We start from the raw sequence: 13782 nt of genomic DNA on the forward strand, positions 1-13782 counted from the left end.
CCACGCAGATTCGGTGTTTCCCTGGCGGTCAGGCCGGTGCCATGGTTCCGGTCTCGAGAAACCGCTGGTGCCAGCTCAGCGACGAGCGCAGGTCATGGGGGGTGTGCAGGCCGTTGCACACCTTCAGTGCCCGTTCGAAGTAGTCCTCGAGTAGTGGCCGGTAGGTCGGGTGGGCGCAGTTGGCAATGATCAGCTTCGCCCGCTGTTTGGGCGACTTGCCGCGTAGGTCGGCCAGGCCCTGCTCGGTGATCAGCACCTGCACGTCGTGCTCGGTGTGGTCGTGGTGGCTGACCATCGGCACGATGCAACTGATCGCCCCGCCCTTGGCCACCGACGGGGTGACGAACGCCGAGATGAACGAGTTGCGGGTGAAATCGGCCGAGCCGCCGATGCCGTTCTGCATGCGCGAGCCCATGATGTGGGTCGAGTTCACGTTGCCGTAGATGTCGGCCTCGATCATGCCGTTGCAGGCGATCACGCCCAGCCGCCGGATCATCTCAGGGTGGTTGCTGATCTCTTGGGGGCGCAGCACGATCTTGTCGCGATACCGCCTGGCTTCGGTGTTCATTCGCTCGGCGTATTCGGGCGACAGTGAGAACGCGGTGGCCGAGGCGACGCTCATCTTGCCTGCGTCGATCAGATCGACCATGCCGTCTTGAATCACCTCGGTGTAGCTGGTCAGGTAGTCGAAGGGCCCTTCGGCCAGTCCGGCCAGCACCGCGTTGGCCACGTTGCCGACGCCGGACTGCAGCGGCAGTAGATTCTTCGGCAGCCGGCCCTGCTTCACCTCGTGGGTGAGGAATTCGAGAAAGTAGCCCGCCATCTGCTGCGAGTCGGCGTCGGCGGCCTTGAACGGGGTGTTGCGGTCGGGGGCGTCGGTCTCGATCACCGCGACCACCTTGTCGAGGTCGACCCGGTAGTTGCGCTGGCCGATCCGGTCACCGGTGTGGGTGAGCATCACCGGCTGGCGCTCGGGGGGCAGCCGGGTGCCGTAGTAAATGTCGTGCATGCCCTCGAGGTCGGCCGACTGCCAACTGTTGACCTCGAGAATGATCTGGTCGGCCCGGTCGAGGAAGGTTTTGTTGTTGCCGATGGACGACGACGGCACCAGTTCACCGTCCTCGTGGACGGCGGTGACCTCGACCACGGCGGTGTCGAGATTGCCCAGTGAACCGGTCCAGATCATCGGCGCCAGATGCGACAGGTGAATGTCGGCGTACTCCGAGGTGCCGTCGTTGATCTTGCGCCGCATGATCGGGTCGGACTGGTAGGGGGTGCGAAAGTTGATGCCGTCGACTTCGGCCAGCACGCCGTCCAGTTCTGGGGCTGTGGAGGCGCCGGTGAACAGACCGATCGTGAACTCTTCGCCGCGGTCGTGGGCGGCCTTGATCTGGGCGGCCAGCGCAGACGGAATCTGCTTGGGGTAGCCGGCCCCGGTGAAGCCGCTCATGCCCACGTTGTGGCCGGGCCTGATCAGCGTCGCCGCCTCGGCCGCCGTCGTGATCTTGCTGCGCAACTGCCGGTTCTGAACCCGCGACATCGAATTCCTCACTCGCTCGACTACTACGCTACATAGTAGAACGCGGGTCGTTCTGCCGAGTGGATTTGGGCGACATCGGCAGCCACGGGCGCAATGCACGTTCGTCGGCTACCCGGTGGTGAGCGCTGTTTGTCGCCGGTCGAGCCTGTCGAGACCCGATCCCACGTTCGTCGGCTACCCGGTGGCGAGCGCTGTTTGTCGCCGGTCGAGCCTGTCGAGACCCGATCGCACGTTCGTCGGCTACCCGGGGGTGAGCGCGGTCTGTCGCCGGTCGAGCCTGTCGAGACCCGATCCCACGTTCGTCGGCAAGGGTTTCGATGCGGCCCACCCAACGGCGGGTGCATCGATCGGCGTTTCGGTGCCGGAACAGCGCTGTTCGATGTCGTGTGCCCGTGCTCCGCTCTACGGTGGGGCCATGGGCACGACGCGTTACGAGACCTGGGGGTCGCCGCTGTCGGCCCAAGAACTGGCTGTGGCGGGGGTGCGGCTGGGTGAACCGCGCTACGACGGCGACGACCTGTACTGGACGGAGGGGCGTCCGGCCGAACAGGGGCGGGTAGCGCTGATGCGCGAGCGTGCGGGCACGGTTGCCGAGGCGGCGCCGGGGCTGAGCGTGCGCACCCGGGTGCACGAGTACGGCGGCGGTGCCTGGGCGGCTCGCGACGGGGTGGTGGTGGTCAGCTCCGACCCGTCCGGGCAGTTGCTGCGGGTGGACGGCCCCGAGCCGGTCGCGCTCTCTCCTGCCCAGCGCGGCTGGCGGTTCGCCGATCTGCGGGTATTGCCGCGGCTCGGGTTGGTGCTGGCGGTGCGCGAGGACCATTCGGCGCCGGGCGAGCCGGTGAACACCCTGGTGGCGCTGCGGCTGACCGGGCCCAACGACGACGGCGGCACGGTGCTCGCGGCCGGTGCCGACTTCTACGCCTGCCCCGAGCTGAGCGAGGGGGGCCACCTGGCCTGGATGCAGTGGCGGCACCCCGCGATGCCCTGGGACTCCTGCCTGATCGTGACTGGGCGGCTCGACCCACAGCGGCTCACCGTGGCCGACTCGGTGGTGGTGGCAGGGGGGCCGCGAGAGTCGGCCGTGCACCCGCTGTGGCGCGGCGAAGACCTGCTGTTCTGCTCTGACCGTTCGGGGTTCTCCGAACTGTACGTGCGACCCTCAGGCGGCGACATGGTGCAGCTCACCAGGCTGAACGCCGACCTGACCGAACCGTTTTGGGTGTTCGGACGGCGTCCGTTGGCGCTCACCGGTAACGGCGACGTAGTGATTCGGCCCCGTATCGACGGCCGGAGCCGGCCGATGCTGCTGCACGGTACCGGTGGGGGCGGCTGCGGGTTCGGTGCCCACTCGCACGCCAGGGAATGTCTGCCGCTCACCGCCGAGATCGTGGACTGCGACAGCCTGGACGCCTCGGGCGACCGGATCGTGCTGCTGGCAGAGCTGGAAGACGTGCCGACGCAGATCGTCGAGCTGGCTCCGGGCCGGCGACGGGTGGTGCGCTCGGCGGCACCCCGGGTGCTGCACCCCGAGTGGGTGAGTCACGCCGAGGCGGTGAGCTGGCCGGGCCAGGCCGGCGAGGTGCACGGCTGGTTCTACGCACCGACGCGTCCGTTGTCGGTCGAGCCCTCGCCCCCGCCGGTCGAGCCCCCGCCCCCGCTGGTCGAGCTTGTCGAGACCCCGCCGCACGAGCCCCCGCCGGTCGAGCCCTCGTCCGTCGAGACTCCGCCGCACGAGCCCTCTCCCGCGCTCCCACCCCTGATCGTGGTCAGCCACGGCGGCCCGACCGCGTTCTCGTCGAGCGGCTTCGATCTCGGTGTGCAGTTCTGGACCACCCGCGGCTTCGCTGTGCTCGACGTGAACTACTCGGGCAGCAGCGGTTACGGCCGTGACTACGTTGAACGCCTCCGCGGTCAATGGGGCGTGCTCGACGTGTCCGACTGCGTGGCCGGTGCGCTGTTTCTGGCCGAGACCGGCCGGGTGGACGGTTCGCGGCTCGCGATTCGCGGTGGCAGTGCGGGCGGCTACACCACGCTGCGCGCGCTCACCACGTCGGACGCCTTCGCAGCCGGCTGCAGCCGCTACGGCATCGGCGATCTCGCGGCATTGGCCGTCGACACCCACAAATTCGAGTCGCGCTACCTCGACGGACTCCTCGGCCCTTGGCCCGAGTCGTCCGCGTTGTACGCCGAGCGCTCACCGATCAACCATGTCGACGCCCTGAGCTGCCCGATGCTGATTCTGCAGGGGGCTGACGACAAGGTGGTGCCGCCGAATCAGGCCGAAACCATGGCGCGTGCGGTGGCCGCCAAGGGTCTGGAGGTTGAACTGATCGTGTTCGAGGGCGAAGGGCACGGCTTTCGACGCGCCGATACCATCGAGCGGGCACTCGAGGCCGAGCTGGCGTTCTACGAGCGCGTGCTGATGGGCTGACTCTCGACGGTCGCGCTACGTCGAGCCCCTTGATCAGCGCTCGAAGGAAACGCTAAACCAGCGTTGGTCGAGCGTGTCGAGACCTCGCCTGTGTCGCGTGGGTGTGGATTTTCGATGACTTCAACCTGCGTTGGTCAGCTTGTCGAGACCTCGCCTGTGTCGCGTGGGTGTGGGGTTTCGACGAGTTCAACCAGCGTCGGTCGCGTCGAGGAGCAATGGCTCGACCACCGATGCGCGCTCAATCGTCCAGCGAAGCGATCTCGATGCATTGGCTGATCGTCCAGTGTTCACCCGGCAGCAGGGTGACCGCGTCGGCGTAGGCGTTGGCGGCCTCGACGCAGACGAACCGCTGCCACTCGCCCGCCCCGATGTCGGCGATCGTCGCCGCACCGCTCGACCACGGGTTCCACACCACCACGTTGGAGGCTCCGGACGAACTCACTATCAGTCGACGCTCGTACCCCGGGTCGTCCACGGTGACGTGACCAGCCGATTTATAGACTCGGTCGGTCGGGCCGGTGAGCACCAGGCTGCCTGACTGCTCGTTGTCGAATCCCTGGTCACCCGCCACCTTGTCGAGGTAGGCGGCCCCGTGCAGACCGTTGATGGTGACGACCGTTACGTCGCTGACCGCGAGGTAGGTGTGTAGTGCCTCCTCAACGGTGAACGGCTCGCAGTCACGGTTGTCGACTCGTAGCGACACCTCCAGGCGCTTGGCGCTGAACCGGGCGGTGAGCCGGGCTTCGTATGGGGAGGGGAACAGTGGCTGGCGACCGGTGATCGAGGGGTCGATGAGGTAGGTCACAGTGAGAGAGTCGTCGGTTTCGTCCAGTTTTTCGCGCCGCCAGGGCGTGGTGCGGACGAAGCCGTGGGCGGGTGTCATCTCGCCGCTTAAGCCTGGCCCGAACCACGGGAAGCAGATCGGTATGCCACCTCGAATCGCCTTGCCGTCGGCCAGTTGGGTGGCCGAACTCAACCAGAGGACGGGTTGTTGGCTGTCCGGTTGCCAGGCCCACACCTGGGCGCCGTGGTCATAGATGCCGTAGTGACCGCTGCCGGGGTGCGACTCGATGCCGGGCAGGGGAGCGGCGCTGCTGAGGTCGGTCATGGTGCGAGCCTAACCAAGCGCGCTGACCGAGAACGACGCCTGGCGGCGTTGGGCCGGAAAAGGCTGCAGGGCCGGCTGGGTGAGCCGGCCCTGCAGCGGGCTGAGCCTAGGGGGAAGGCTCCACCCGAAGGACGGCAGGGCAGGGTAGGGCGCCCTGCACGTCCACGTTCACAGACACTGCGGGACCGGTGAATACCGATCCCGCAGTGCCGGGTGAGGGCCGGGGGGAGGGCCCTCGTTCATTGGGCGGGTTAGTAGGCTCCCCGCGAGCCGAGCACGGCTCCGGCGGTGCGCATCAGAATCGAGAGATCCTGCATGACCGACCAGTTGTCGACGTAGTACACGTCGAGTCGCACGGTCTCGTCCCAGGTCAGGTTCGAGCGACCGGATACCTGCCACAGGCCGGTCAGGCCGGGCCGCACGTCGAGCCGGCGCACCGCGTCGCGGTCGTACTGTTCCACCTCGACCGGCAGGGCTGGTCGCGGCCCCACCAGGCTCATGTCGCCACGCCAGACGTTCCACAACTGAGGCAGTTCGTCGATGGAGAAGCGGCGAATGAAGTGCCCGACCCGGGTGATACGCGGGTCGCGGGCCATCTTGAACATGATCCCGTTGCCCTCGTCATGGGCGGCGAGCTCGGCCTTGCGGGCTTCTGCGTCGACCACCATGGAACGGATCTTGAGGCACTCGAACTCTTTACCGCGACGCCCGACCCGCACCTGCTTGAAGAAGACCGGGCCGCGGTCTTCGAGCTTGATCGCGATCGCGACCGCCGCAATGATCGGCCCCGCCACCAGCAGCAGCAGGCCCGAGCCGATCAGGTCGAAGGCTCGTTTGCCCCAGCGCGAGGCCTGCATCGCCTGTGGACGTTCCACGTGCACCAGCGGCAGACCGGCCACGGGGCGCGGGTTGAGCCGCTCGGAACTGATGTCGGTGAGCGCCGGCACCACGACCATCTGGATCTCGTGCTCCTCGAGCTCCCAGGCCATGCGCTTGAAGTGCTGGCTGTCGGGGAACGAACCCTCGGCGAAGATCACGGCGTCGATCTGGGTGTCGCGCACCAAGTCCACGACGTCGTCAACGTGCCCCAGCACCGGCAGTCCGGCCGGGGTCTCATCCAGCTCCGAGCGCGTGACAGCGCCCACGATCTGGTAACCCAGCCACTTTTCGCGGCGCAGCACCTGAGCGATCTCGTCGATGTGCCGAGCCGAGCCGGCCACCAGCACGGGCGTCTGGAACAGGCCCGCGCTGTGCAATCGATTGAGCAGATGGCGCCGCGCGAACCGTCCCAGCAGGAGGGCCGGAACACCGATCGCGAACAGCAAGATGAAGAAGCTGCGCGACAGGTCGTATTTGGTCAGGAAGCAGCCGATGCCGATCGCGCTGGCGAAGAACGCTGAACCGAGTGCGACCCGCTGGTACTCGATCATGCCGGTCTGCAGGTGGTTCAGCGAATAGGCTCCGCACAGCGCGAGCACGGTGAGCCACAGGGCCGGTATCGCGTAATACAGCCACACGGTGCCCTCGACGGTGGCGCCGTCATCGAAGAAGCTGAGACCGAATCTGCCGGCGTGTGCCGCCAGAGCTACCAACGTGATGATGGTCACGTCGACGACAGCCAGCATCGTCTTGCGCTGGGCTGGAGTAGTGGTTGAGCGGCCGCCAGCTCGCTGGCTAAGCCGTGCCTGTGTTGCCTGAACGTACGCGTCCAGAGTCGTCATGGTGATTTCCCCCCGGAAAAATCGCAAGCTCCCCCGAGCCAGCGAAAGTGCTCCCCCAAGCACTGAATGGCAGTTTTCCACACGATCGAGCCAAAGGCAACATGAACGCCGGGTGTCGCCGTGTGGGCACGGGTGTGAACAGGTGCTCTGCCCGGTGTTTGGCCACAGGTGCGAACTCGTGAGAAGATGGGCGAAGGCGGTTGGCGGGGGGCTGATCGTTCACTTCCGGGGGGAACCGAACGTGAAAACGGGTTTTTTACTGTCCGTCTTCGACATGGTTGATGTTGGGGACGTCGACGTGGTGCAGCAAGCTGCCGAGCGCACTGACCGAGTTGTTGCGCAGGTGCTGTCTGATGACGCGGTGGTGAGCCTGACCGGGCGTAAGCCGGTCGTGCCCGCCATTGAGCGTGTCGAGATCGTCGGCGCCATGCGCCAGGTGGCAGATGCAGCGATCTTCGATCCGGCCGGCCCGCTGAAATCCGGTCCGAGGGACGTCGTCTATGGCCGCACCGATGTGAGTGTGGGCACAGTGCCGGTCGACAAATGGCTCGAGCCGCGCCAGATCGTGGTGCCGAGCGATGAGTTGGGCCAGACCGCGCGGCTGAGTAGCACCGGCGGGGTGTTGGGTTACGTGCCCGGGGCCTGGGACCGCTTCCATATCGGTCACCTCAATCTGCTCAAGCGTGCTCGCCAGCACTGCCAACGCCTTGTGGTCGGTGTGGTGACCGACGACGCGCTCTTTCAGGCCAAGGGCAAGTACCCGATGGTTCCGTTGCGCGAACGCATGCAGGTGGTCGCGGCGATGGACATCGTCGACGCCGTGGTCGTCGATTTCTCCAGCAGCAAGCTCGCGGCGTGGAATCAGGTGCACTTCGACGTTCTGTTCAAGGGCGACGACTGGCAGGGCACACCCAAGGGCAACCGTCTTGAGGCCGAGATGGCCAGCGTCGGGGCGTCGGTGCACTACTTCCCGTACACGGCACACACCTCATCGACGGCGCTGCGGCAGATTCTCGCCTCTCGCTAGCACCGGTCGTGTTGACCGGGCCGCACTAACCCCGCCAGCCAGCTAGGGAAGCGCTCGTCAGCGACCCTCGCCGGTTGAGCGTGTTGAAACCCCTAGTGAGAGCACTCCGCCTGAGGTCTCGACACGCTCGACCAGAGAAAAGTCAGCGCCTCCCTGGTACCCGCCGTGTGGTCAGTGAATGCGCCGTGCTTCGAGGTAATACCGCTTGTCTTGCGCTTCACCCAGCGAGAACGTCTTTCGCGGTAGTGCACCATCGGCGACGATCGAGGCGAAAAAGGACTGCTTGCTCACCTGCGGCAATAGCAGGCCCAGGTTGCCGGGCGCGCTGCCGAGCTCTTCGGTGACGTCCGCGCCGTGAATGTAGTCGACGGAGGCCGTGCCCGACTCGGTTAGCTGGTCGATGGTGCGCTGTAGGGTGCCGGCGGCGATGCTGGCCGCAGGGGCGCTGAGGCTGTAAACGGTCGGCCCGGAGGCATCAATGAGGCCAAAGGATTGAACCGGCCCTTCGATGGCCTCTAAGACTTCGCTGATGGATGCCGCAGGCGCACGTTCGAATGCTGCGCAGTGATTCACCAGCGCCGCCTCGAAGGTGGCCCGGTCAATGCCGAACAGCACCCTGTGGATCGGCTCGAACGCAAGTCCCGGGTCGTAGATGTTCTCCAACTCGACCAGGCAGTAGCGGGCCGGGTGATCGGTCCACGAATCACGCGGCACTTGGGCCTTGATGTTCTCCCAGATGCTCTTGGCCGTGGCAAAGCTGTGGTTTCCGTCGCCCATCGCGAAGAGCAGTGGGTTGGCCGGGTCGAGGCCGTCCAACAGGTGTTGCAGGCTGGTGGCGATGCCGGCAAAGTTGCTGGAGCCGTTGACCGCCCAGCCGGTGACTCGTCCGCCGCCGAGCATCAACTCCGTGTCGTAGAGCTGTTCGAAGTCCTTGGCCCGAGTGGCCAATGGCTCGATCACCGAACGCTGGGCGTCACTGATCAGCACCATGATGTGCGGGAGCTCCAATGGCGCACTCTCGCGGACCCTCACGCGCGGGGGCAAGCGGTCGAGGATGGTGCCTTCGGTGGCGCGAATCAGAGTGTGGGCGTCTGGCGCCCACGAGTACTGCTCCAGGTCGAGTGCGACGATCAACCCCCAACGCACCGTGCCGTGGTGGGTCTCGCGGCGCACCAGCACCATGGTGCCTGGATGTTCGCGGAGTTGGCCGGCGTCGAGATAGTCGGTCATCGACGCGTTGATCGCCGCGATCCGGGCTTCGGAATCTGGCTGATCGAGGTAGACCTCTGGAAAGATGAGCCGCAGGGTCGAGGGCTCTTCGCCAGCGATCTGATCAACCTGGCGCCAGTAGTCGGGTTGGCTGGTGAACTGATCGCACGCAACGACGGCCCATCGGTACAGGTCACCCGTCGGCAGCAGCACGTCAGGAACACGCACTCCGAGGTGGGCCAGGGCAGCGTGAACATCCATAAACGCCACGTTAGCGAAGGATGTGGGTCAGGGCAGAAGACGAGAGTGTCTATGACATCGCCCAGTGCGGTGGTGACTTCGGGTATGCGCTTGTCGTCCGACGCGAGGGAGTTCACTCGACTCTGCCGACCATGGGGATCCTCCTTGGAGGAGTTGCACCGTTGAAAGGCCAGTCCCGCGGTTCGAGGCGGAGCGTCGGTGTCGACCCCTTGGAAGCCGGGTCAATATGATTGAGCTAGCGATGAGCAGAGGTGGAACATGGGCAAGACCAAGGTTGTGCGCGTGACCCGTGCGCAGAAGCGCGCCGCTGAGGCAATCGCCAAGCACGCGAGGGTCACGGGCGAGTATGTGCGCCCCTCGGTTCTAAGGATTGCCGAGCACAAGAGGGCCACAGTTCCGGCCTAGGGCATCAAGGAGAGCCCGAGGCCACTTTCCGACCGACTGTGTGCCGGCTCACGTGCCTTCACCTGGTCGCGCATTCTTTTCACCCCGCAGGCTCAGCCCAGGTACTGCACCAGCCGCTCGTCGGCGTCGGCCGGCTCGAACCCGGCATTGGCCAGTTTGGCCAGCGCCAGCGTGCTGTGCACCGGCCGCGGCGCCATCGTCTTGCCGGCGAAGTATTCCGCGGTGGTCACCTCGGTGACATCGTCGACGGAGCGTCCCAGCAACTCGAAGACCCGCTTGGCGATGTCGGCCCAGCTCTGGGTGGGTCCGGCGTTGGTCAGGTTGTAGGTACCTGGGGGCGCATCGACGGCGATCAGGTGCGCGATGCCGGCCGCCAGGTCGCTGGTGAAGGTGAGCCGGCCGTACTGATCGCCGACGACGCTCGGGCTGACGCCCCGGTCGGCCAGCGACGCCATGGTGCGCACGAAGTTGTTGCCTTCGCCGATCACCCACGAGGTGCGCACGATCCAGTGCCGGGGCAGTGTGGCCACCAGTGCGTCACCGGCGGCCTTGGTCTGGCCGTAGACGCCGAGCGGGCTGAACGGCTCGTCTTCGGGGTGGGTCTCGATGGTGCCGTCGAACACGTAGTCCGACGACACCTGGACCAGTGCGATGCGGTGCCGGCGGGCCACCTCGACCAGACGGCCCAGCCCCGTGACGTTGAGCGCCCAGGCGGCTCGCCGGCCCTCATCGGTCTCGGCGGCGTCGACGGCGGTGTAGGCCGAGGCGTTGATGATCGTGCCGACCTGGCCCCAGGCGACGGCCTCAAGGCTGGCCGGATCGGTCAGGTCGAAGTCCGGACGCCCCAGCACCATCGCGTTGGGCAGCGCCGCCTGCAGCGCGCGGGCCAACTGGCCGCTCGCACCGACGATGACGGTGCGCTTGGGCGCCATCGGCGTCACATCGGCGAGCCGCGGGTGGGCGCGGTCGGCGTCGGAGATCTCGGCCTCGGCCAGGGCGATCGGCCACGGAATCGCCACGCTCTCGTCAGCCAGGTTCAGGTAGGTGTACTCACCGCGCGCCTCGGGGCTCCAGTGCTCGTTGACCAGGTAGCTGTACACCGTGTCGGGCTCAAGTGCCTGGTAGCCGTTCGCCACCCCTCGTGGCACGAAAACCGCCTTGTCGGGGCCCAGCTCAAGGGTGAAGCTGGTGCCGAAACCGGGGCCGGGCCGCAGGTCGACCCAGGCGCCGAAGATGCGTCCGGTGGCCAGCGAGATGAGCTTGTCCCAGGGCTCGGCGTGCAGCCCGCGTGTGGCCCCCGCGGCCGCGTTGAACGACATATTGTTCTGCACCGGAGCGAAATCGGGCAGGCCGAGCGCGACCATCTTGGCCCGCTGCCAATTTTCTTTGAACCAGCCACGGGCGTCGCCATGCAGCGGCAGATCAATGACCAGCAGACCCTCGACCGGGGTGCGCTGAACGGTCAACGCGGCCATCACTGACCCGTGCGGGCGTACTTGGCCTCGGTGGCCGCCTTCATCGGACGCCACCAGGCCTCGTTCGCGCGGTACCAGTCGATGGTCGCCGCCAGCCCGGAGCGGAAGTCGCGGTAGGTGGGCGTCCAGCCGAGTTCGGTGCGCAGCCGGGTGGCGTCGATCGCGTAGCGCAGGTCGTGGCCGGGGCGGTCGTTCACGTGGTCGTAGGCGTCGGTGGGTTGGCACATCAGTTCGAGGATCAACTCGATCACAGCCTTGTTGTTCATCTCGCCGTCGGCGCCGATCAGGTAGGTCTCGCCGATCTGGCCGTCGTCGATGATGCGCAGCACCGCCGCGTTGTGGTCGTCGACGTGAATCCAGTCGCGCACGTTCTGGCCGGCGCCGTACAGCTTGGGCCGGACGCCGTCGATCACGCCGGTGATCTGGCGCGGAATGAACTTTTCCACGTGCTGGTAGGGCCCGTAGTTGTTGGAACAGTTGCTGATCGTGGCCTGCACGCCGAAGCTGCGCACCCAGGCGCGCACCAGCAGGTCGCTGCCCGCCTTGGTCGAGCTGTAGGGGCTGGACGGGTTGTACGGGGTGTTCTCGGTGAACTTCGCCGGGTCGTCGAGCTCGAGGTCGCCGTACACCTCGTCGGTGCTGATGTGGTGGTACCGCTTCTCGTGCTTGCGCACGGCCTGTAGCAACTCGTAGGTGCCGATCAGGTTGGTCTGAATGAACGGTGACGGGTCGTTGAGCGAGTTGTCGTTGTGCGATTCGGCGGCGAAGTGCACGGTGACGTCGTGGTCGCTGACCAGCTCGTCGACCAGCGCCGCATCGCACACCGAGCCCACCACCAGCTTGAACCGGTCGGCCGGCAACCCGTCCAGCGAGGCGGCGTTGCCGGCGTAGGTGAGGGCGTCCAACACCGTGACCGTGTGGTCGGTGTTGGCCAGGACGTGCCGGACGAAGTTGCTGCCGATGAACCCGGCTCCGCCGGTTACGAGAAGCGAAGACATAGGGGCAATCCTATGGGTTCGCGGCGCCTTGCCCGCCCATGGGAGAATGCCGCACATGCGCGGCATCATTCTGGCGGGCGGCTCCGGCACCCGGCTCCACCCCATCACCCTCGGCAGCAGCAAGCAGTTGGTGCCCGTCTACGACAAGCCGATGATCTATTACCCCTTGTCGACGCTGATTTTCGCAGGCGTCTCAGAGGTGCTGGTGATCAACACCCCGCACGAGCAGGAGGCTTTTAAGCGGCTGCTCGGCGACGGTTCGCAGTTCGGCATCTCGATCAGCTACGCGGTGCAGCCCGAACCCAAGGGACTCGCCCAGGCGTTCACCATCGGCGCCGATTTCATCGGTGACGACTCGTGCTGTCTGGTGCTGGGTGACAACATTTTCTACGGCCAGGGCCTCGGAACCCAGTTGAAGCGGTTCAACGACATCGACGGCGCGGTCATCTTCGGCTACTGGGTGGCCGACCCGACCGCCTACGGCGTGGTCGAACTCGACCCCAGCGGACTGGCGGTGTCGATCGAAGAGAAGCCGGCCCGGCCGAAGTCGCACTACGCGGTGCCCGGCCTCTACTTCTACGACAACGACGTGGTAGGCATCGCTCGCGAGTTGCCGCCCTCGGCGCGTGGTGAGTATGAGATCACCGACGTCAACCGGGTGTACATGGAGGATCGCAAGCTCCAGGTGTCGCTCTTGCCGCGTGGCACAGCCTGGCTTGACACCGGCACCTTCGACTCGCTCAACGACGCCAGCAATTTCGTGCGCACCATTCAGGCCCGGCAGGGGTTGCAGGTGGGCTGCCCCGAAGAGGCGGCCTGGCGGCAGGGCTTCCTCAGCGACGAAGGGCTGGCGCGGCGGGCGTCCGTGCTGGCTAAGTCGGGTTACGGCGACTATTTGGCTTCGCTACTGGCCTGATGCCCAGCCTGTCGAAGAGCGTTGCCGGGGAACCTCGCGTACTCGTCGTCTGCACAGCCAACATCTCTCGCTCACCGACCGTTGAGCTACTGCTCCGCTCGGGCCTGGGTGACACCGTGAATGTGGGCAGTGCCGGCGTGATGGCCCTGGCCGGTCACCCGCTCGACGCCAAGATGACGGGCTACCTGCGGACGGCCGGCCTGGACCCGGACGGCTTCGTCGCCCGCCAGGTGACGGCAGATCTGCTGCGAGCGGCCAACCTGGTGCTCACACTCACCCGCGAGCACCGCTCGCGGGTGCTCGAACTGGTTCCTGCCAATGTGCGTCGTAGTTTCACCTTGGTGGAGTTCGCGCGGGTTCTGGGCTCCCTTGATCTGTCCGCGTTGCCGACGGGGCTCACACCGGGGGAGCGGCTGTGGCAGATCCTGCCGCTCGCCATTGCTGGCCGCCCGCTCGCTCCGCGCCCTCGCGGCAAGAGCGACGACATCGTCGATCCCTTCGGTCGTTCAGCGGCCGTCTACGACGAGGCGTTCGCTGGCATTCGCGACGCCAGCACACAGATCGTCCAGATCGTGTGCGGAGACTGAGACCGCCGCCTTGGTTCGAGCGAAATTGGCAACCGTCAGGCGGTCGGTGAATAATCATCTGACCGAGAGGTTCTGGACGGAGCCCGGTCATTATTCTCCCGCTG

General features: G+C 66.3%; 10 protein-coding genes. 4 read left to right on the forward strand and 6 right to left on the reverse strand.

The genetic code is table 11. From position 1 onward, the window contains the following. Nucleotides 1–28 precede the first annotated feature (28 nt). Nucleotides 29–1540: an acetyl-CoA hydrolase/transferase family protein gene (locus QM721_RS04935; protein ID WP_415119563.1), complete on the reverse strand. Its 1512-nt coding sequence runs from the start codon at nucleotides 1538–1540 to the stop codon at nucleotides 29–31. A gap of 415 nt (nucleotides 1541–1955) precedes the next feature. On the opposite strand from QM721_RS04935, the gene QM721_RS04940 reads away from it, so the two are divergent. Further along, nucleotides 1956–3971 carry a prolyl oligopeptidase family serine peptidase gene (locus QM721_RS04940; protein ID WP_415119565.1) on the forward strand — a complete coding sequence of 672 codons (2016 nt, stop codon included), beginning with the start codon at nucleotides 1956–1958 and terminating at the stop codon, nucleotides 3969–3971. A gap of 238 nt (nucleotides 3972–4209) precedes the next feature. On the opposite strand, the gene QM721_RS04945 is transcribed toward QM721_RS04940, so the two are convergent. Next, complete coding sequence (locus QM721_RS04945) at nucleotides 4210–5079, reverse strand: D-hexose-6-phosphate mutarotase (RefSeq protein WP_415119567.1); 870 nt, start codon at nucleotides 5077–5079, stop codon at nucleotides 4210–4212. A gap of 251 nt (nucleotides 5080–5330) precedes the next feature. After that, complete coding sequence (locus QM721_RS04950; protein ID WP_415119569.1) at nucleotides 5331–6704, reverse strand: sugar transferase; 1374 nt, start codon at nucleotides 6702–6704, stop codon at nucleotides 5331–5333. 238 nt (nucleotides 6705–6942) lie between these two features. Between QM721_RS04950 and QM721_RS04955 the strand changes: the two genes are divergently transcribed. Next, nucleotides 6943–7827 (forward strand): adenylyltransferase/cytidyltransferase family protein, encoded by an 885-nt coding sequence (locus QM721_RS04955; RefSeq protein ID WP_415119571.1) that lies wholly within the window; start codon nucleotides 6943–6945, stop codon nucleotides 7825–7827. 171 nt (nucleotides 7828–7998) lie between these two features. On the opposite strand, the gene QM721_RS04960 is transcribed toward QM721_RS04955, so the two are convergent. From QM721_RS04960 to rfbB, 3 genes are all read right to left on the reverse strand, one after another. After that, entirely contained in the window at nucleotides 7999–9297 is a 1299-nt protein-coding gene (locus QM721_RS04960; protein ID WP_415119573.1) for a DUF1015 domain-containing protein, read from the reverse strand. Nucleotides 9298–9794: 497 nt separating this feature from the next. Beyond that, complete coding sequence (locus QM721_RS04965; RefSeq protein ID WP_415119575.1) at nucleotides 9795–11177, reverse strand: sugar nucleotide-binding protein; 1383 nt, start codon at nucleotides 11175–11177, stop codon at nucleotides 9795–9797. Continuing rightward, nucleotides 11177–12175 (reverse strand): dTDP-glucose 4,6-dehydratase, encoded by a 999-nt coding sequence (rfbB, locus tag QM721_RS04970; RefSeq protein ID WP_415119577.1) that lies wholly within the window; start codon nucleotides 12173–12175, stop codon nucleotides 11177–11179. The genes QM721_RS04965 and rfbB overlap by 1 nt, the downstream gene beginning before the upstream one ends. 55 nt (nucleotides 12176–12230) lie before the next feature. Between rfbB and rfbA the strand changes: the two genes are divergently transcribed. Continuing rightward, the gene (gene rfbA / locus QM721_RS04975; RefSeq protein ID WP_415119579.1) at nucleotides 12231–13091 is read left to right on the forward strand and encodes a glucose-1-phosphate thymidylyltransferase RfbA; all 861 of its coding nucleotides are present in this window, start codon (nucleotides 12231–12233) and stop codon (nucleotides 13089–13091) included. Continuing rightward, nucleotides 13091–13678: a hypothetical protein gene (locus tag QM721_RS04980; protein WP_415119581.1), complete on the forward strand. Its 588-nt coding sequence runs from the start codon at nucleotides 13091–13093 to the stop codon at nucleotides 13676–13678. Before rfbA ends, QM721_RS04980 begins: the two co-directional genes overlap by 1 nt. Nucleotides 13679–13782 lie beyond the last annotated feature (104 nt).

Origin of the sequence: Micropruina sp. (assembly GCF_047602085.1) — a bacterium.
Classification (GTDB): domain Bacteria; phylum Actinomycetota; class Actinomycetes; order Propionibacteriales; family Propionibacteriaceae; genus Micropruina.

Bases quoted from the DNA above. Each gene is read 5' to 3' on its own strand.
- QM721_RS04935 (WP_415119563.1), bottom strand. From the start codon at position 1,540: ATGTCGCGGGTTCAGAACCGGCAGTTGCGCAGCAAGATCACGACGGCG.
- QM721_RS04940 (WP_415119565.1), top strand. From the start codon at position 1,956: ATGGGCACGACGCGTTACGAGACCTGGGGGTCGCCGCTGTCGGCCCAA.
- QM721_RS04945 (WP_415119567.1), bottom strand. From the start codon at position 5,079: ATGACCGACCTCAGCAGCGCCGCTCCCCTGCCCGGCATCGAGTCGCAC.
- QM721_RS04950 (WP_415119569.1), bottom strand. From the start codon at position 6,704: ATGCTGGCTGTCGTCGACGTGACCATCATCACGTTGGTAGCTCTGGCG.
- QM721_RS04960 (WP_415119573.1), bottom strand. From the start codon at position 9,297: ATGGATGTTCACGCTGCCCTGGCCCACCTCGGAGTGCGTGTTCCTGAC.
- QM721_RS04965 (WP_415119575.1), bottom strand. From the start codon at position 11,177: ATGGCCGCGTTGACCGTTCAGCGCACCCCGGTCGAGGGTCTGCTGGTC.
- rfbB (WP_415119577.1), bottom strand. From the start codon at position 12,175: ATGTCTTCGCTTCTCGTAACCGGCGGAGCCGGGTTCATCGGCAGCAAC.
- rfbA (WP_415119579.1), top strand. From the start codon at position 12,231: ATGCGCGGCATCATTCTGGCGGGCGGCTCCGGCACCCGGCTCCACCCC.
- QM721_RS04980 (WP_415119581.1), top strand. From the start codon at position 13,091: ATGCCCAGCCTGTCGAAGAGCGTTGCCGGGGAACCTCGCGTACTCGTC.